Genomic DNA, 15,489 nt, shown 5'->3' on the forward strand with positions numbered 1-15,489 from the left:
CGGCCACACGCTTCGATCCGGCAACGGCCAGTTGACGGGCTCAAGTCAATATCCCAGAATGTTCGATCTTGATTTACGGAAACATGTTTGATGAAGAATGCGATTGCCGTATTGAGCCTGTGCAGCAGCCTGTTGCCAGTGCTGGCGCGGGCGGACGAAGTGGAATACATCACCGGCAAGCTGGTGGCAGAGGCACAGCTGAAGTGCCTCGACGAGGCGCTCACCATTTCGAACAATCATTTTCGCAGCATCCTGCCCGACCTGATGCTGGATGGCGCGCGCGACCTGGCGAAAATGGGGCCGGAATGGGGGCCGGGCAATGAAAACTATCGCCAGGCTCGCGACCTGCTGGAAATAGCTTTCCAGGATGATGAGATGAGCAATGGGCCGTTGCTTGACGCCGGTTTGCCCCCTTTGCTGCATACCATGGTGAGTGGCTGGGCGCCGGCCCAGCGCACGGAATTCCAGTCCTTTTTGAAGAAGAAGGGCGGCCGCCTTTACTGGGATACGATGATGGACGGCGCAATGTGCGAGGCCTTGATCGAGTTGAGTTCGAAGCCTCCGCATCCACTGCCGCCAGGCGCGGATAAGAATCGCCTGTATGCGCTTGCAACAGGGATTGGCATCCGCAAGATGACAATGGAGCTGGAGTTCAACCTGCTGCCAAAGGACCAAGCCGCCCAAGTGGAGAAGGCGGGGGCGGAGTTGAGCAAATCCGTGCAGCAGGCATTCGGCACGGTGTCTCAGGCCTACGCTGCGCGCGCGCAACAAGTTTTCCGTGCCGTGGAGCCGGATCTGAAGAAAATCCTGGCGGCCTACAAGCCGTAGAGTTGGCGATTACTCAGGCGCCGCCGGCGTAGCCATGCTGGCGCCAGGCTTCAAATACCACCACCGCCACGGTGTTGGAGAGATTGAGGCTGCGGTTACCGGGCATCATCGGCAGGCGAATGCGCTGTTCGGTCGGGAAGGATTCGCGGAACTCGGGTGCCAGGCCGCGGGTTTCGCTGCCGAACACGAACACATCTCCGGGCTGGAAGGCCAGTTCGGCGAACGGGCGCGAGCCGTGGGTGGTCATGGCGAACATGCGGCTCGTATTCGGCTGGACATCCGCCAGGAAGGAGGCCCAGTCCTTGTGCACTTTCATCTGCGCGTATTCGTGGTAGTCGAGGCCGGCGCGGCGCATCTTGGCATCGTCCAGCGGGAAGCCGAGAGGCTCGATCAGGTGCAACTGAGCGCCGGTGTTGGCGCACAGGCGGATCACGTTGCCCGTGTTGGGCGGGATTTCCGGGTTGACCAGCACTACATGAAACAAATCGTTCTCCTAATTCCTAATGAGTCTGCGGCGGCGTGCGGGCGAACACATAGTTCGTCACGCGCGCGGCGCCGTGGCGCTTTAGCGTTGCGGCAAGTTCCTGCAGCGTTTCGCCGCTGCTCATGACATCGTCCACCAGGCCGATATGCCGGCCTTCGACCAGCGCCCGCTCGGGAATCGCAAAGGCATGCGCGATATTGGCATGGCGCGCGCCGTGGGGCGTGCTGCTCTGGGCCAACGTGTCGCGCACGCGTACTGCGAGTCTGGCATGGACGGCGATGCCAAGGGCCTTGCCTAGCGGGCGGGCGATTTCCAACGCCTGGTTGAAACCGCGCTCCGACAGGCGCTGCAGGCCAAGCGGCACGGGGCACAGCAGGGCGGGGCGCGGGTAAAGCCTGGCATCGGCGCGCTCCACCGCGTCTGCCAGCAGGCCGGCAAACAGGCGCGCCAGCGCGAGCTGGCGGGCGAATTTTAACTGAAGCACGAGGCGGTCCACAGGAAGGGCGTAGTCGGCAGCGGCCACCGTGGCGTCGAAGGCGGGACGCTGGGCCTGGCAGCGGCCGCAGGGCATTGGCTCCAGGTCCTCGGGCGCTGGCGGCAGTGGATTGGCGCAGATCGGGCAGCGGGGAGCCGTGGCGGCGAAGAACTGCTGGCGGCAGCCGGGGCAGAGCAAAGCTGGTCCGCAGGCGCCGCACAGCACGCAATTACAGGGCAACAGGGCGGCCAGCAGGCCGTTGGCAAATGCACTACCCATCGCAAATCTCCGCGAACGAGTAAACTGCCCGGATTATCCCATTAAAGAACCGTATTAAATATGCAAGCCCCAGCAAAACCGCCGAAATTGAGCGCTCCTATTGACCTGGATCGAGTCCGCGCCCTGTTTGCCGACCCGGCCCGCGTGGCGGAAGCCGATTTCCTGCGGCGCGAGATTGCCAGCCGCATGCACGAGCGCCTGCAACTGGTCAAAGTCAACCCGCTGCGCGTCATCGACGCGGGTTGCGGCACCGGCCCGGATTTGCCGGTCTTGCAAAAAAGCTATCCGGCCGCCCAGATCCTGGGCGTCGACACGTCGCCCGCCATGATTGCTGCCGCGCGCGGCCAGGCCGGCAAAACCGGCCTGAGCCAGCTGATTGGCAAATTGCTACCAGCAAAATCGGGCATTGACTACCTGTGCGCCGATATGGCCGACCTGCCGCTGGCGCGGAACAACGCGGACCTGGTGTGGTCTAACCTTGCGCTGCACTGGCACCCGCAGCCGGACCGCGTGTTTGCGGAATGGCATCGTGTGCTGAAGGTGGGCGGCTTGCTGATGTTTTCCTGCTTCGGCCCGGATACACTGCAGGAGGTGCGCGCGGCCTTTGCCGAAGTCGACCTGGCGCCGCACACGCTGCCTTTCGTCGACATGCACGATTTCGGCGACCAGCTGGTGGAAGCCGGCTTTGCCGAGCCGGTCATGGATATGGAAAAGATCACGGTGACCTACGACAGCGCCGACAAGCTGCTGACAGATGCCCGTGCGCTGGGCGGCAATCCCTTGCAGACGCGGCGCAAGGGGCTGCTCGGAAAACAGGCGTACCAGCGCATGCTGCAAGGCCTGGAAAAGCAGCGCCGTGCGGACGGCAAGCTGGCGCTGACGTTTGAAGTGATCTACGGCCATGCCTTCCGCCCGGCCCCAAGGGTCACCAGCAGCGGCGAAGCGATCATCCGTTTTGACTTGCCAAGGAAGCCTAAAAAATAGGCAGGGAAGGCCGGGGTTACTTGCGTATACCACAGTGAGGGGTGTGCTGCCCTTGATGTAGGACATGTTCACTGAGTATAATCTTTAGCTAATTTTGCCAAGACTTCGCCCAGCCGAACGCAACAAGGCGGTCCAGGCCAGGCAAATATGGCAGCAAAGCTATCGATGATGTGTGGTCATCGGGAGTGTTTTTCAAGGTTCCAGCACAGTCCGGTCGCGAATTATTTTGCGCTGGCTTGGCTCGGAGCCTTTAGGTGTTTAGCGTGCGGCGGGTCCGCGGTTAGGCGGGCCTGGCGCACAAAAATCTTCTTTATTTTTGGGTGGTTGGGGAAAACATGAAACTTGCGAAGCGACTTCAATCGTTGATGCTCGGCTTGGCCGTTACCGCCGCAGCAATGCCGGCGTGGGCAGAGCCTGCGGCGACAGCGGCCGGCGACTACACGGCAAAGACCGGTGGCACCGGCGGTCCGATGGTCCATCAGTTGAACCTGCAGGCTCCTGCAACAAAGATCGCTGAAAACATCTATGACCTGCACACCATGATGATGGTCATCATTATGGTCATCTTCGTCGCCGTGTTCGGCGTGATGTTCTACTCGATCTTCAAGCACCGCAAGTCGGTCGGCCACAAAGCCGCCACCTTCCACGAATCCACCGCCGTTGAAATCGCCTGGACCGTCGTGCCTTTCCTGATCGTTATCGGCATGGCACTGCCAGCAACCAAGACCGTGGTTGCGATGAAAGACACCTCCAACGCCGACATCACCATCAAAGCCACCGGCATGCAGTGGAAATGGGGCTATGACTACCTGAAGGGCGAAGGCGAAGGCATCTCCTTCATCTCCAACCTGTCGACCCCGCGCTCGCAAGTGGGCAACCCTGGTGAAGAATTCACCGGCAAGCGCAACGAAAACTACCTGATGGAAGTGGACAACGAAGTCGTGGTCCCGGTCGGCAAGAAGGTCCGCATCGTCACCACCGCCAACGACGTGATCCACGCCTGGATGATCCCGGCATTCGGCGTCAAGCAGGATGCGATCCCAGGCTTCGTGCGCGACACCTGGTTCAAGGCTGAATACACCGGCACCTTCCGCGGCAACTGCGCCGAGCTGTGCGGTAAAGAGCACGCCTTCATGCCGATCGTGGTCAAGGTCGTGACCGCCGAAGAGTACACCGCCTGGGTCAACGGCAAGAAGAAGGAAATGGCTGCCCTGGCAGACGATCCGAACAAGACCTGGACCATCGACGAATTGAAGACCAAGGGCGAAAAAGTCTACACCGCTAATTGCGCAGTCTGCCACCAGGCAAACGGCAAGGGCGTGCCGGGTGCCTTCGCGCCACTGGACGGCTCCGAAGTGGTGAACGGCCCGAAAGCCGAACAGATCAATGTGCTGCTGCACGGTAAGAAATCGGGCAAGTACCCATCCGAAATGCCGGCATGGAAGCAACTGTCGGATACCGATATCGCGGCTGTCATCACCTACACCCGCAACAACTGGTCGAATAAGCCAGCGGAAAACATCGTTCAGCCAGCCGAAGTTGTGGCTGCTCGCGCCAAGTAATTAGGAGCATTACATGAGCACTATCGATCACGCACACGATCACGCCCACGGCGACCACGATCACGCACACGATCACCCACACGGCTTGAGCCGTTGGCTGTTCGCGACCAACCACAAGGACATCGGTACCCTGTACATGTGGTTCTCGTTCATCATGCTGCTGTCCGGCGGCGTGCTGGCGCTGATGATCCGTACCGAACTGTTCAAGCCTGGCCTGCAGTTCTTCCAGCCTGAGTTCTTCAACCAGCTGACCACCATGCACGGCCTGGTGATGGTGTTCGGCGCCATCATGCCGGCCTTCGTCGGCTTCGCCAACTGGATGATCCCGCTGCAGATCGGCGCCTCCGACATGGCGTTCGCCCGCATGAACAACTTCTCGTTCTGGCTGCTGCCTCCAGCGGCGATCCTGCTGGCCGGCTCGTTCTTCGTGCCTGGTGGCGCGACCGCTGCCGGCTGGACCCTGTACGCTCCACTGTCGACCCAGATGGGCATCGGCATGGACATGGGTATCTTCGCCATGCACATCATGGGCGCGTCGTCGATCATGGGTTCGATCAACATCATCGTCACCATCCTGAACATGCGCGCTCCTGGCATGACCCTGATGAAGATGCCGATGTTCTGCTGGACCTGGCTGATCACCGCCTACCTGCTGATCGCCGTGATGCCGGTTCTGGCAGGCGCCATCACCATGACCCTGACCGACCGTCACTTCGGCACTTCCTTCTTCAACGCCGCCGGCGGCGGTGACCCTGTCATGTACCAGCACATCTTCTGGTTCTTCGGTCACCCAGAGGTGTACATCATGATCCTGCCGGCCTTCGGCATCGTGTCGCAGATCATCCCGGCCTTCGCCCGCAAGCAGCTGTTCGGCTACGCTTCGATGGTGTACGCCACCGCGTCCATCGCGATCCTGTCGTTCATCGTCTGGGCCCACCACATGTTCACCACCGGCATGCCGGTGACCTCGCAGCTGTTCTTCATGTACGCCACCATGCTGATCTCCGTGCCTACCGGCGTGAAGGTCTTCAACTGGATCGCGACCATGTGGAAAGGCTCGATGACCTTTGAAACCCCGATGCTGTTCTCGGTCGGCTTCATCTTCGTGTTCACCATGGGCGGCTTCACCGGCCTGATGCTGGCAGTGACCCCGGTCGACATCCAGCTGCAGGATACCTACTACGTGGTGGCGCACTTCCACTACGTGCTGGTGGCAGGTTCCCTGTTTGCGCTGTTCGCAGGCTTCTACTACTGGGTACCGAAGTGGACCGGCCACATGTACAACGAGACGATGGGCAAGGCCCACTTCTGGCTGTCGCTGATCACCTTCAACGTGACCTTCTTCCCGATGCACTTCCTGGGCCTGGCCGGCATGCCGCGCCGCTACGCCGACTACCAGGCGCAGTTCACCGACTTCAACTCGATCGCTTCGATCGGTGCTTTCGGTTTCGGCCTGAGCCAGGTGTTCTTCCTGTTCTTCGTGGTGCTGCCGACCATCCGTGGCGGCAAGCAGGCGGAAGCCAAGCCATGGGATGGCGCTGAAGGCCTGGAGTGGACCGTGCCGTCGCCGGCGCCGTTCCACACCTTCGAAGTACCGCCGACTGTCAAGTAATCGCTTTTCGGGGACGGGCCAGCCCGTCCCCTATAGGAAGTACCATGTCTGACCCGAAGAAGCCGAATAGCAACCTGCGCCTGGCCCTGATTCTGTTGTCGGTCGCCGTAGTGTTCTTTGTTTCCGTCATCGGCAAGCAATGGATGCTGGGGCACCACTGAAATGAGCGGCGGCGAGAACAAGAAGCTGCTCGGCAAGTTGTTGGTCATTGCCGTCATGATGTTCGGCTTTGGCTATGCGCTGATCCCGGTGTACAAGCACCTGTGCGAGGTGCTGGGACTGAACCTGATCGATGGCAAGCCGCAGGAAGTTGCCAAGAACAGCCAGGTCGACATGAGCCGTGAAATCACGGTGGAGCTGGTCAGCAATGTGCAGGGCACCTTGCGTTTCCGCGCCACCCAGAACAGCGTGACCGTGCACCCTGGCGAAATGACGACGGTGGTGTACGAGGTAGTCAACAGCGTGGATCGCACGGTGAAGGCGCAAGCCGTCCCGAGCTACACGCCGATGGAAGTGACGCCGCATTTCAAGAAGGTGGAATGCTTCTGCTTCAAGGAGCAGACGCTGAAACCGAAAGAAGCGCGGCAGATGCCTGTGGTGTTCTTCATCGATCCGGCGGTGCCGAAGAGCGTGAAGACCGTCACCCTGTCGTACACCTTTATCGAGGCGGGCGGCCTGGGCAACCAGACCGCAGCCAATTAAGGAAGGCAGATGGGATCGTTTTTGTATTCGATGAAAGCAGTGATCTGGTCGTTCTTCGGCCTGCGCCGCAAAAGCGATTTTGACCAGGACCAGGAGAAGATCAAGCCGGTCCACGTCATCGTCGCCGGATTGCTGGGCGCGGCCCTGTTCATCGGCTTGCTGGTTTCGATCGTAAAACTCGTGGTTTCAAAGTAAATTATTGCAGGATTTTAGGGAGAACAAGATGAGCTCTAATAACGCCGCGGCACCGTACTACTTCGTGCCTGGTCCTTCCAAGTGGCCGATGCTGGCAGGTATTTCCCTGCTGGTGACCATGATTGGCGCATCCGCATGGGTCAACGACGCACCATGGGGCATGATCGTCAATAACATCGGCATCGTCATGACCCTGGCCGTGCTGTACTTCTGGTTCGGCGACGCCATCTCCGAATCCGAGAAGGGCCTGTACTCCAAGCGCATCGACGTGTCCTACCGCTGGTCAATGGGCTGGTTCATCTTCTCCGAAGTGATGTTCTTCGGCGCCTTCTTCGGCGCGCTGTACTACGCACGCCAGATCACCATGCCTTGGCTGGCCGACCTGGACCACAAGCTGATCTGGCCTGACTTCTCGGCCAACTGGAATGGCGGCGTGGGTCCTGCAGGCACCGTGGACAACTACACCCCGATGGGCCCGTTCCCGATCCCGACCATCAACACCGCGCTGCTGCTGGCTTCGGGCATGACCCTGACCATCTCGCACCACGCGCTGCAGGCTGCCAACCGCTCCAAGGCGATCTTCTGGCTGGCCGCCACCGTGCTGCTGGGCGCAACCTTCATGGGCTTCCAGGCGTATGAATACATGCACGCTTACAGCGAACTGAACCTGAAGCTGACCTCGGGCATCTACGGCTCGACCTTCTTCATGCTGACCGGCTTCCACGGCTTCCACGTGACCATGGGCGCGATCATGCTGTCCGTCGTGCTGTACCGCCTGATCCGCGGCGACATGAGCGCCGAACACCACTTCGCCTTCGAAGGCGCGGCCTGGTACTGGCACTTCGTTGACGTTGTCTGGCTGGGCCTGTACGTCGTCGTATACTGGATGTAAGTCGCAGGTATAATTTAGCCGCAAAAAAAGCCGCAGCGCTTGCTGTGGCTTTTTTTTTTGCATTCAGCGGATGCCGGTCGGTTTAATATAGCCGAGCTTTGCCAGCACCAGGATGGTGATGAACAACGCGATCGAGAAGCCGACGCGCAGCGCAAAAGCGCGCACCATTTTCGGGTTGGCCGATTTGCTGCGCATCATGCTGATGAAGGCTGAAGCCAGGCTGCCAATGATCAGCACGAAGGCGACGGCGACAAAGTATTTCATGGTAATAGAGCGGTTTCTGAGGAACCTTATTGTATGGCATTCCGCTTTCGGTTGATCCCTTTCCTGGCCACGGTGGTCCTGGTGGCGATCGGCGTTTCCGCCGGCCGCTGGCAGGATGGCCGCGCCGCCCAGAAGCTTGCGCTCGAAGCGCGCCTGGCGGCCGGCAATGCCGCCGCGCCTTTGGACCTGGGCGCCGCTCCGGTGGCTGCCGCCGACGTGGAATTCCGCCGCGTGCGGCTGCAAGGCGAGTGGGTGAGCGGCTGGCCGGTCTACCTCGACAACCGCCCGCACGCAGGGCGTCCCGGCTTCTACCTGTTGATGCCGTTGCGGCTGGCCGGCAGCGATATGCACGTGCTGGTGGCGCGCGGCTGGCTGCCGCGCGATATGGCCGACCGCAGCAAGCTGCCTTCGTATGCAACGCCGGCGGGCCCGGTGGTGGTCGAAGGCATCGCCCGGCTGGCGCCAGGGCATGTGATGCAACTGGGCGAAGTGCCCAAACTTGCGCCGGGAGCGATCGTGCAGAATGCCGATGCGGCGGCGCTGGCCGCAGCGACGGGCTGGAGATTCCAGCCGCTGGTGGTCGAGCAATCGTCGCCGGATGGCGCGACCGGCACCGCCGAAGCGCTGCAGCGCGACTGGCCCGCACCGGCGATGGGCGCGGACAAGCATAAAGGTTACGCCTTCCAGTGGTACGCACTGGCGGCAATGGCAGGTCTTTTCTTTGTATTCACCGGATTGAGAAAAAGTGGAAAACGCTAAACAAGACGAGAACCAGCGCCGCCGTGGCCGCTGGAGCATGTTCGCGGTGCTGCTGGTGTGCGCGGCACCGATCCTTGCTTCCTATATCACCTACTACTTCATCAAGCCGGAAGGGCGCACCAACTACGGCGACCTGCTCGACCCGCGCCAGCACCCGATCCCCGCCATGGCCAGCACCACGGTCGATGGCAAGCCGCAGACGCTGGAAAACTTCAAGGGCAAGTGGCTGATGGTCAAGGTGGGCGGCTCTGCCTGCGACCAGAAATGCCAGGACATGCTGTTCATGATGCGCCAGCTGCGCACCATGCAGGGCAAGGAAGCCGACCGCATCGAGCGCGTGTGGCTGATCACCGATAGCGAGCCGCTGGAAACCTTCATGCTGCGCGTGAACGATGGCACCCGCTTCCTGCGTGCGCCGGCCGACGCGGTGGCCAAGTGGCTGCCGCTGGAAAAGGGCGGCAAGGTGGAAGAGCACATCTACCTGATCGACCCGATGGGCCACCTGATGATGCGCTTCCCGAAGAACGCCGATCCGGCCAAGGTGAAGAAGGACCTGGCCAAGGTACTCAAGGCTTCGGCCATCGGCTAAGGCGGGCGCAATGGACCACAATTCCTTTGCCCATATGGCGATTACGGCGCTGGTCGTCGCCTCGCTGCCGCTGTCCATCGTCTGGATTTCGAGGGACACCAATAAATACCGCAAGCTGGTCTGGATCGCGGTCTTCCTGACCTTCGACCTGATCGTGTTCGGCGCCTTTACGCGCCTGACCGACTCGGGCCTGGGCTGCCCGGACTGGCCGGGCTGCTATGGCGAAGCCAATCCTTTCATCGCGCATGAACAGATCCGTGCCGCCGAAGCGCTGATGCCGACCGGCCCGGTCACCATGATGAAGGCCTGGATCGAGATGATCCATCGCTACCTGGCCATGGGCATCGGCGTGCTGATCGTGGCCATGATGGGCGTAGCCTGGTGGCGCTCGACGGGCAGGGGCCGCACCGGCGCTGGCGCCGGCATGGCGCGCCGCATCCCGCCGGGCTTTCCGACCTTCCTGTTCTTCTTCATCCTGCTGCAAGGCGCGTTCGGCGCCTGGACCGTGACGCAGAAGCTGCAGCCGATCTTCGTCACCGGCCACCTGGTGCTGGGCATGTCGCTGCTGGCGCTGCTGGCCTGGTTCGGTGGCCGCGAAGACCAGCTGCATGCGCCGCTGCCGCGCGCAGCGGGCTCGCAGGCGGCGCGCCTGGGCCGCATCCGCCTGCTGGCTGCGCTATCCGGCGTGGTGCTGCTGGCGCAGCTGGCGCTCGGCGCCTGGGTCAGTTCCAACTACGCCACGCTGGCCTGCACCGAATTCCCGACTTGCGCCGGGGCCTGGGTGCCGCCGATGGACTTCGAGCACGGCTTCCACCTGTGGCGTGAGCTGGGCAAGACTGCCGCCGGCCACTACCTGCCATTCGAGGCGCTGACTGCGATCCACTGGGTGCATCGCAACTTCGCCGCCGTGGTGGTGCTGGTGCTCGGCGTGACCGCCTGGCAGGCATGGCGCGTCGAGGGCCTGGGCAGGCATGCGCGCTGGATGGCGGCGGTGCTGCTGCTGCAGGCATTTACCGGGGGCGCGACCATCTATTTCAACTTCCCGCTGGCCATTGCCGTGATCCATAACGCCGGTGCGGCAGCCCTGGTGCTGTTGCTGACCATGATAAACTACAGGGCTAAGTACCTGGCTGCCCCCGCCTACCAATAACAATGAAATCCTCGACCTCCCGCATGGGCCAGTACTGGGCCCTGACCAAGCCGCGCGTGACGCAGCTGGCGGTGTTTTGCGCCGTCATCGGCATGTTCCTGGCCTCCGAAGGCATGCCTGACTGGCGCGTGGTGATTGCGGCGACTGCCGGCATCTGGCTGCTGTCCGGTGCTGCGTTCGCCGTCAACTGCCTGGCCGAGCGCGAAATCGATGCCCGCATGGCGCGCACCGCACGCCGTCCGATGGCGATGGGCGAGATTACCGTCATGCAGACCGTGGTGTTTGCCGCCGTCATCGGCGGCGCCGGCATGTGGATCCTGCACCAGTTGGTCAACCCGCTGACCATGTGGCTGACCTTTGTCACCTTTGTCGGCTACGCCGTGATCTACACCATGATCCTGAAGCCGGCCACGCCGCAGAACATCGTGATCGGCGGCCTGTCCGGCGCGATGCCTCCGGCCCTCGGCTGGGCCGCCATTGCCAACGACGTGCCAATGCAAGCCTGGCTGCTGGTGCTGATCATCTTCGTCTGGACCCCGCCGCACTTCTGGGCGCTGGCGATGTACCGCAAGGCCGACTACGAGCGTTCCGGCCTGCCGATGCTGCCGGTCACCCACGGCATGGGCTTCACTGCTTTCCACGTCTGGCTGTATTCGATCATCCTGGCCGCCACCACGCTGCTGCCGTTTGCCGTGAAAATGAGCGGCCTGATATACCTGTTCAGCGCAATTGCACTGAACGCGGTATTCTTGTACTACGGCTGGCGCATCTACAAACACTACAGCGATATCGTGGCGCGCAAGGCATTCACCTGGTCCATCATCTACCTGTCGTTGCTGTTCGCGGCACTGCTGGTCGACCACTACTTCAAGTTCTGAGTCCTATGAAAAAACTGTTTGCGGCGCTGTTCATGCTGCTGGCGCTGGCTGCCTGCGGCGAGAAGCAGTTCAAATTCGAAAACACCGACTTGACCGGCCTCGACTACGGCAAGGGCTTTTCGCTGAACGACCACACCGGCAAGCCGGTGACGCTGGACTCCTACAAGGGCAAGGTGGTGGTGCTGTTCTTCGGCTTTACCCATTGCCCGGACGTGTGCCCGACCACCATGGCTGAAATGTCGGCCGTGATGAAGGAGCTGGGCCCGGACGCCGACAAGGTGCAGGTGCTGTTCGCCACCCTCGACCCTGAACGCGACACCAAGGAACTGCTGTCGCAATACGTGCCGGGCTTCGACTCGCGCTTCGTGGGCCTGTACGGCACGCCGGAGCAGGTCGCCGCCACGGCCAAGGAGTTCAAGGTGTTCTACCAGAAGGTGCCTGGCAAGACGCCGGACAGCTACACCATCGACCACACGGCCGGCAGCTATGTTTTCGACAAGAGCGGCAAGCTGCGCCTGTTCCTGCGCCATGGCGGCGGGCCGGCGCCTATCGTGCACGACCTGAAGCTTCTCGCCGCCAACTGATTCCTGCTAAGCTAAGGGCATGGAACAACGATTTCAGCCCTATAGCCGCCTGGCAGCCATTGTCTTCCTCGTCATTGGCTGCCTTTACGTCCTTCGCCCCTTCCTGGCCGGCATCCTGTTTGCCGCCGCCATTGCGATTTCTTCCTGGCCTCTTTACCAACGCCTGCTGGCCCGCCTGAAGGGCCGGCGCACGCTTGCGGCTGCAGTAATGACGGTGTCGCTGGTATTGATCATCGTCCTGCCGCTGTCGCTGGTGACATGGAATATCGCCGACAGCGTCACCCACTTCTACCGCGGTGCGCGCGATGCGCTCGATGCTGGCGGCTTCGAGCCGCCAGCGTGGCTGCGCCAGCTGCCCCTGGTGGGCGAGTCGGTCGATTCCTACCTGCGCCAGATCCTGAGCAGCAAGGAGGAGCTGCTGGCCGTGGCCAAGAAGTACGTGGAACCGGCCCGCAACATCCTGCTCAATAGCGGCATTGTGCTGGGCGCCGGCGTGGCGCAGGTCAGCCTGGCCGCCTTTGTCTCGTTCTTCCTGTACCGCGACGGCCATAACATCGTGGCCGCGCTGGAAGTGGGCATGGACAAGATCATGGGCGAACATGCGGTCGAAGTCGCGGAGACTGTCAGCCGTACCGTCACCGGCGTGATGTACGGCATGCTTGGCACCGCGCTGGCGCAGGCAGCCGTAGCGGCGGTGGGTTTCCTGATTGCGAGGGTGCCCGCGGTGGCCCTGCTGTCGGTAGCCACCTTCGTCTTCTCGCTGGTGCCGGTGGGCCCGCCGCTGATCTGGGGCGGTGCGGCGATCTGGCTGTTCTCGCAGGGAATGACTGGCTGGGGCATCTTCATGCTGATTTACGGCACGGTCGTCATCAGCGGCGTGGACAACGTGGTCAAGCCGATCCTGATCTCGCGCGGTTCCAGCCTGCCGTTCGCGCTGGTGCTGCTTGGCGTGATGGGGGGCGTGCTCGCCTTCGGCTTCGTCGGCCTGTTCATCGGCCCGACCCTGCTGGCCGTGGCGCTTGGCCTGCTCAGGAACTGGACCAAGGTCAAGCCAGTCGTTTGAGCGCTAGCGCACCAGCATGGCCAGCGCCCGTTCGGGGCTGGTATGGCGCTCCATGATGGTCTTCACGGTGCCGTCTTCGCGCATGGCGCGCAGCGCCTGTTCGATCCTGCTGGCCGAGGTATCGGCAACCAGGCGGGAAATCACCAGCGAACCCTGTACGTTCTCGCGCGGCACCAGGTCCAGTACGCGGAACTGTCCGCGCAACTGGGGATCGCGGTGCAAGGCGTCGACATTGCTGCTCAGCTGGAGGATCGCGTGCACGCGGCCATACTGGAAGAGCCGCAGCAGCGTGGTGTAGTCGGGCGTGTCATACACGCGGCCCTGCTTGCGCAGGCGGTCCAGCCAGGCGTCATAGGTGGCGCCGTGCCGAAATCCCTTGATCACGGCGATCTTCAGTTCCGGCTGCGCGGCGAATTGGTCGAGCGTGGCGGCATGCCGCGCCACCTCGTTGCGCAGCAGGAGCATATTGCGCGATTGCAGATAGGGCGTGAAGCGCGCAAAGCCTTCGCGTTCGGGCGTGGAAATGCCGGACATGGTCATGTCCAGCGTGCCGTCTTTCAGCATGGTCCAGATGCGGATGCGCGAATCGCGCGTCATGCGCAGTTCGCAGCCGGTACGGCGCGCCAGTTCGTCGACGATGTCCTTGTCGATGCCGGCCCACTGCTCGCCGCTGCGGTAGTACAGGGCGCCGTGTTCGTACATGGCGACCGTGTAGGGACCACAGGATGCCGCCGCGGCGCTGCCGGCAAGGCAGGCCGCGACGGCCAGCAGCATACTGCGCACAAGCATATCAATCCTGTTCGTCGGAATCGGGCGGCAAGTTGCGCGGGATTACCTTTACCAACAGTATACGCGGGCCGTTCATCTTTTTCACGACCAGGTCGAAGGCATCGAATTCGACGCGCTGGCCCTGTTTCGGAATGTCGCCGAGCTTCAGCATGATCAGGCCACCGACCGATTCCACTTCATCCAGGCCCATTTCTTCGTTCTCGATGTCGACGCCGAGGATGCGCTCCAGGGAGAAGATGGGCAGGCTTGCCTTGCCGATCAGGGAGCCGTCCGGCTGCGACAGCCAGTCGTTTTCGTTGAGGCGGAACTCGTCGTGGATCTCGCCGACCATGGCGCCCAGCAGGTTATCCAGCGTGAGGAAGCCCACCGGGCGCTTGCCCTTTTCGCCGATCAGGGCGAAGTGCGGCGCGCCATCCTTGAAGCGGCGGAACAGTTCCAGCGCCGGGGTACGGGCGGAGATGGTCTCCGCCGGACGCAGGAAGCCTGCCAGGTTTTTCAGTTCCTTGCGCGACTGCAGGGCGAAGAACAGGTCTTTCAGGTGCACCACGCCCAGCACCGCGTCGCCTTCTTCGTCGAAGTAAGGGTAGCGGCTGAAACGGTTGCGCACAACGGTGTCGAGGTTCTCGTCGATCGAACGGTCGGCGTGCAGCGCAATCACCTCATTGATCGGGCGCATCAGGTCGGCCACGCTCAGTTGCGAGAAGTCCAGCGAGTTGGCCAGGATGTTGCGTTCGTCCTTGTTGAAGGATTCGCCGGGCTGGCTGGTGCGCAGGATCAGCTTCAGTTCGTCGGTCGAGTAGTGCGACTCGTGGCCGCCGGCATTGCCAAGCCCGGCCAGGCGCAGCACCGCGTTGGCGCTCTGGTTGAGCAGCCAGATGGCCGGGTACATGGTCCAGTAGAAGGCGTACAGCGGAATGGCGCTCCACAGCGCGACCGCTTCGGGAATGCGGATCGCCAGCGATTTCGGCGCCAGCTCGCCCACCACGATGTGCAGGAAGGAGATGGTGACGAAGGCGAACACGAAGGAAATGCCGTGCACGATTTCCGGCGAGGTGATGCCGATGAAAGTGAGCAGGGGTTCCAGCAGGCGGGCAAAGGCTGGCTCGCCGATCCATCCCAGGCCGAGCGAGGCAAGGGTGATGCCCAATTGGCAGGCGGACAGGTAGGCATCGAGCTGGCCGTGGACCTTGGCAAGGATGCGGCCACGCAGGCCCTGGGTCTTTTCGATGGCACGCACGCGGGTGCGGCGCAGGGTGACGATGCTGAATTCGGCGGCGACGTAAAAGCCGTTCAGTGCTACGAGGAAGAGTGCGAAAATGACTAGTAAAAGGTTGTCCATATGCGCCCTAAGGCGGAGAGTCGAAAACCTCTATCTTATCCGACCCGGGGCATAGCTCGCG

The 15,489-nt window shown here is 62.0% G+C and carries 19 protein-coding genes; 14 read left to right on the forward strand and 5 right to left on the reverse strand.

Features of this window, described 5'->3' with window-relative positions; genetic code table 11:
* Window positions 1-90 precede the first annotated feature (90 nt).
* On the forward strand, window positions 91-828 hold the full coding sequence (locus ACN9MW_RS07245) for a hypothetical protein (RefSeq protein WP_426169187.1): 738 nt from the start codon (window positions 91-93) through the stop codon (window positions 826-828).
* A 13-nt stretch (window positions 829-841) separates the two neighbouring features.
* Here ACN9MW_RS07245 and trmL read toward each other — a convergent pair whose 3' ends face one another.
* Window positions 842-1,312, reverse strand: coding sequence for a tRNA (uridine(34)/cytosine(34)/5-carboxymethylaminomethyluridine(34)-2'-O)-methyltransferase TrmL (gene trmL / locus ACN9MW_RS07250; protein WP_426169190.1), 471 nt, complete (start codon window positions 1,310-1,312; stop codon window positions 842-844).
* A 16-nt stretch (window positions 1,313-1,328) separates the two neighbouring features.
* On the reverse strand, window positions 1,329-2,066 hold the full coding sequence (locus tag ACN9MW_RS07255; protein WP_426169193.1) for a phosphoribosyltransferase family protein: 738 nt from the start codon (window positions 2,064-2,066) through the stop codon (window positions 1,329-1,331).
* A 60-nt stretch (window positions 2,067-2,126) separates the two neighbouring features.
* Between ACN9MW_RS07255 and ACN9MW_RS07260 the strand changes: the two genes are divergently transcribed.
* The 7 genes from ACN9MW_RS07260 (at window position 2,127) to ACN9MW_RS07290 (ending at window position 8,013) form a co-directional block, all read left to right on the forward strand.
* Window positions 2,127-3,050, forward strand: a complete 924-nt coding sequence (locus tag ACN9MW_RS07260) for a methyltransferase domain-containing protein (RefSeq protein WP_426169195.1) — start codon at window positions 2,127-2,129, stop codon at window positions 3,048-3,050.
* Between the two features lie 335 nt (window positions 3,051-3,385).
* The gene (gene coxB / locus ACN9MW_RS07265) at window positions 3,386-4,612 is read left to right on the forward strand and encodes a cytochrome c oxidase subunit II (RefSeq protein ID WP_426169197.1); all 1,227 of its coding nucleotides are present in this window, start codon (window positions 3,386-3,388) and stop codon (window positions 4,610-4,612) included.
* Window positions 4,613-4,625: 13 nt separating this feature from the next.
* Window positions 4,626-6,224, forward strand: a complete 1,599-nt coding sequence (ctaD, locus tag ACN9MW_RS07270; RefSeq protein ID WP_426169200.1) for a cytochrome c oxidase subunit I — start codon at window positions 4,626-4,628, stop codon at window positions 6,222-6,224.
* A gap of 44 nt (window positions 6,225-6,268) precedes the next feature.
* A complete protein-coding gene (locus tag ACN9MW_RS07275) occupies window positions 6,269-6,385 on the forward strand; it encodes a cytochrome oxidase small assembly protein (protein ID WP_229209989.1) in 117 nt (38 codons plus the stop codon).
* A 1-nt stretch (window position 6,386) separates the two neighbouring features.
* Window positions 6,387-6,926 carry a cytochrome c oxidase assembly protein gene (locus ACN9MW_RS07280; protein WP_426169203.1) on the forward strand — a complete coding sequence of 180 codons (540 nt, stop codon included), beginning with the start codon at window positions 6,387-6,389 and terminating at the stop codon, window positions 6,924-6,926.
* A 9-nt stretch (window positions 6,927-6,935) separates the two neighbouring features.
* Window positions 6,936-7,121 carry a DUF2970 domain-containing protein gene (locus tag ACN9MW_RS07285; RefSeq protein WP_426169206.1) on the forward strand — a complete coding sequence of 62 codons (186 nt, stop codon included), beginning with the start codon at window positions 6,936-6,938 and terminating at the stop codon, window positions 7,119-7,121.
* Between the two features lie 28 nt (window positions 7,122-7,149).
* Window positions 7,150-8,013 carry a cytochrome c oxidase subunit 3 gene (locus tag ACN9MW_RS07290; protein ID WP_426169209.1) on the forward strand — a complete coding sequence of 288 codons (864 nt, stop codon included), beginning with the start codon at window positions 7,150-7,152 and terminating at the stop codon, window positions 8,011-8,013.
* A 63-nt stretch (window positions 8,014-8,076) separates the two neighbouring features.
* Here ACN9MW_RS07290 and ACN9MW_RS07295 read toward each other — a convergent pair whose 3' ends face one another.
* A complete protein-coding gene (locus ACN9MW_RS07295; RefSeq protein WP_155455435.1) occupies window positions 8,077-8,277 on the reverse strand; it encodes a DUF2909 domain-containing protein in 201 nt (66 codons plus the stop codon).
* A 33-nt stretch (window positions 8,278-8,310) separates the two neighbouring features.
* On the opposite strand from ACN9MW_RS07295, the gene ACN9MW_RS07300 reads away from it, so the two are divergent.
* The 6 genes from ACN9MW_RS07300 to ACN9MW_RS07325 are packed head-to-tail and all read left to right on the forward strand — an operon-like array spanning window position 8,311 to window position 13,300.
* Window positions 8,311-9,036: an SURF1 family protein gene (locus ACN9MW_RS07300; protein WP_426169212.1), complete on the forward strand. Its 726-nt coding sequence runs from the start codon at window positions 8,311-8,313 to the stop codon at window positions 9,034-9,036.
* Window positions 9,037-9,073: 37 nt separating this feature from the next.
* A complete protein-coding gene (locus ACN9MW_RS07305; protein ID WP_426172137.1) occupies window positions 9,074-9,625 on the forward strand; it encodes an SCO family protein in 552 nt (183 codons plus the stop codon).
* Between the two features lie 10 nt (window positions 9,626-9,635).
* On the forward strand, window positions 9,636-10,775 hold the full coding sequence (locus tag ACN9MW_RS07310) for a COX15/CtaA family protein (RefSeq protein ID WP_426169215.1): 1,140 nt from the start codon (window positions 9,636-9,638) through the stop codon (window positions 10,773-10,775).
* Between the two features lie 2 nt (window positions 10,776-10,777).
* Window positions 10,778-11,653 carry a heme o synthase gene (cyoE, locus tag ACN9MW_RS07315; RefSeq protein WP_426169218.1) on the forward strand — a complete coding sequence of 292 codons (876 nt, stop codon included), beginning with the start codon at window positions 10,778-10,780 and terminating at the stop codon, window positions 11,651-11,653.
* Between the two features lie 5 nt (window positions 11,654-11,658).
* Window positions 11,659-12,237: an SCO family protein gene (locus ACN9MW_RS07320; RefSeq protein WP_426169220.1), complete on the forward strand. Its 579-nt coding sequence runs from the start codon at window positions 11,659-11,661 to the stop codon at window positions 12,235-12,237.
* 19 nt (window positions 12,238-12,256) lie between these two features.
* Window positions 12,257-13,300 carry an AI-2E family transporter gene (locus tag ACN9MW_RS07325; protein ID WP_426169223.1) on the forward strand — a complete coding sequence of 348 codons (1,044 nt, stop codon included), beginning with the start codon at window positions 12,257-12,259 and terminating at the stop codon, window positions 13,298-13,300.
* 3 nt (window positions 13,301-13,303) lie between these two features.
* Here the strand turns inward: ACN9MW_RS07325 and ACN9MW_RS07330 are convergent, their stop codons facing one another.
* Together ACN9MW_RS07330 and ACN9MW_RS07335 are read right to left on the reverse strand one after the other, a co-directional pair.
* The gene (locus ACN9MW_RS07330; RefSeq protein ID WP_426169225.1) at window positions 13,304-14,089 is read right to left on the reverse strand and encodes a substrate-binding periplasmic protein; all 786 of its coding nucleotides are present in this window, start codon (window positions 14,087-14,089) and stop codon (window positions 13,304-13,306) included.
* Between the two features lies 1 nt (window position 14,090).
* The gene (locus ACN9MW_RS07335) at window positions 14,091-15,428 is read right to left on the reverse strand and encodes a hemolysin family protein (RefSeq protein WP_426169228.1); all 1,338 of its coding nucleotides are present in this window, start codon (window positions 15,426-15,428) and stop codon (window positions 14,091-14,093) included.
* Between the last annotated feature and the right edge of the window lie 61 nt (window positions 15,429-15,489).

Source organism: Pseudoduganella sp. R-34 (assembly GCF_049904655.1).
Classification (GTDB): Bacteria; Pseudomonadota; Gammaproteobacteria; order Burkholderiales; family Burkholderiaceae_D; genus Rugamonas.

What these genes read in the sequence shown, in the direction of transcription:
- ACN9MW_RS07245 (WP_426169187.1), top strand. Translation starts at nt 91, where the DNA reads ATGAAGAATGCGATTGCCGTATTGAGCCTGTGCAGCAGCCTGTTGCCA.
- ACN9MW_RS07255 (WP_426169193.1), bottom strand. Translation starts at nt 2,066, where the DNA reads ATGGGTAGTGCATTTGCCAACGGCCTGCTGGCCGCCCTGTTGCCCTGT.
- ACN9MW_RS07260 (WP_426169195.1), top strand. Translation starts at nt 2,127, where the DNA reads ATGCAAGCCCCAGCAAAACCGCCGAAATTGAGCGCTCCTATTGACCTG.
- coxB (WP_426169197.1), top strand. Translation starts at nt 3,386, where the DNA reads ATGAAACTTGCGAAGCGACTTCAATCGTTGATGCTCGGCTTGGCCGTT.
- ctaD (WP_426169200.1), top strand. Translation starts at nt 4,626, where the DNA reads ATGAGCACTATCGATCACGCACACGATCACGCCCACGGCGACCACGAT.
- ACN9MW_RS07275 (WP_229209989.1), top strand. Translation starts at nt 6,269, where the DNA reads ATGTCTGACCCGAAGAAGCCGAATAGCAACCTGCGCCTGGCCCTGATT.
- ACN9MW_RS07280 (WP_426169203.1), top strand. Translation starts at nt 6,387, where the DNA reads ATGAGCGGCGGCGAGAACAAGAAGCTGCTCGGCAAGTTGTTGGTCATT.
- ACN9MW_RS07285 (WP_426169206.1), top strand. Translation starts at nt 6,936, where the DNA reads ATGGGATCGTTTTTGTATTCGATGAAAGCAGTGATCTGGTCGTTCTTC.
- ACN9MW_RS07290 (WP_426169209.1), top strand. Translation starts at nt 7,150, where the DNA reads ATGAGCTCTAATAACGCCGCGGCACCGTACTACTTCGTGCCTGGTCCT.
- ACN9MW_RS07295 (WP_155455435.1), bottom strand. Translation starts at nt 8,277, where the DNA reads ATGAAATACTTTGTCGCCGTCGCCTTCGTGCTGATCATTGGCAGCCTG.
- ACN9MW_RS07300 (WP_426169212.1), top strand. Translation starts at nt 8,311, where the DNA reads ATGGCATTCCGCTTTCGGTTGATCCCTTTCCTGGCCACGGTGGTCCTG.
- ACN9MW_RS07305 (WP_426172137.1), top strand. Translation starts at nt 9,074, where the DNA reads ATGTTCGCGGTGCTGCTGGTGTGCGCGGCACCGATCCTTGCTTCCTAT.
- ACN9MW_RS07310 (WP_426169215.1), top strand. Translation starts at nt 9,636, where the DNA reads ATGGACCACAATTCCTTTGCCCATATGGCGATTACGGCGCTGGTCGTC.
- cyoE (WP_426169218.1), top strand. Translation starts at nt 10,778, where the DNA reads ATGAAATCCTCGACCTCCCGCATGGGCCAGTACTGGGCCCTGACCAAG.
- ACN9MW_RS07320 (WP_426169220.1), top strand. Translation starts at nt 11,659, where the DNA reads ATGAAAAAACTGTTTGCGGCGCTGTTCATGCTGCTGGCGCTGGCTGCC.
- ACN9MW_RS07325 (WP_426169223.1), top strand. Translation starts at nt 12,257, where the DNA reads ATGGAACAACGATTTCAGCCCTATAGCCGCCTGGCAGCCATTGTCTTC.
- ACN9MW_RS07330 (WP_426169225.1), bottom strand. Translation starts at nt 14,089, where the DNA reads ATGCTTGTGCGCAGTATGCTGCTGGCCGTCGCGGCCTGCCTTGCCGGC.
- ACN9MW_RS07335 (WP_426169228.1), bottom strand. Translation starts at nt 15,428, where the DNA reads ATGGACAACCTTTTACTAGTCATTTTCGCACTCTTCCTCGTAGCACTG.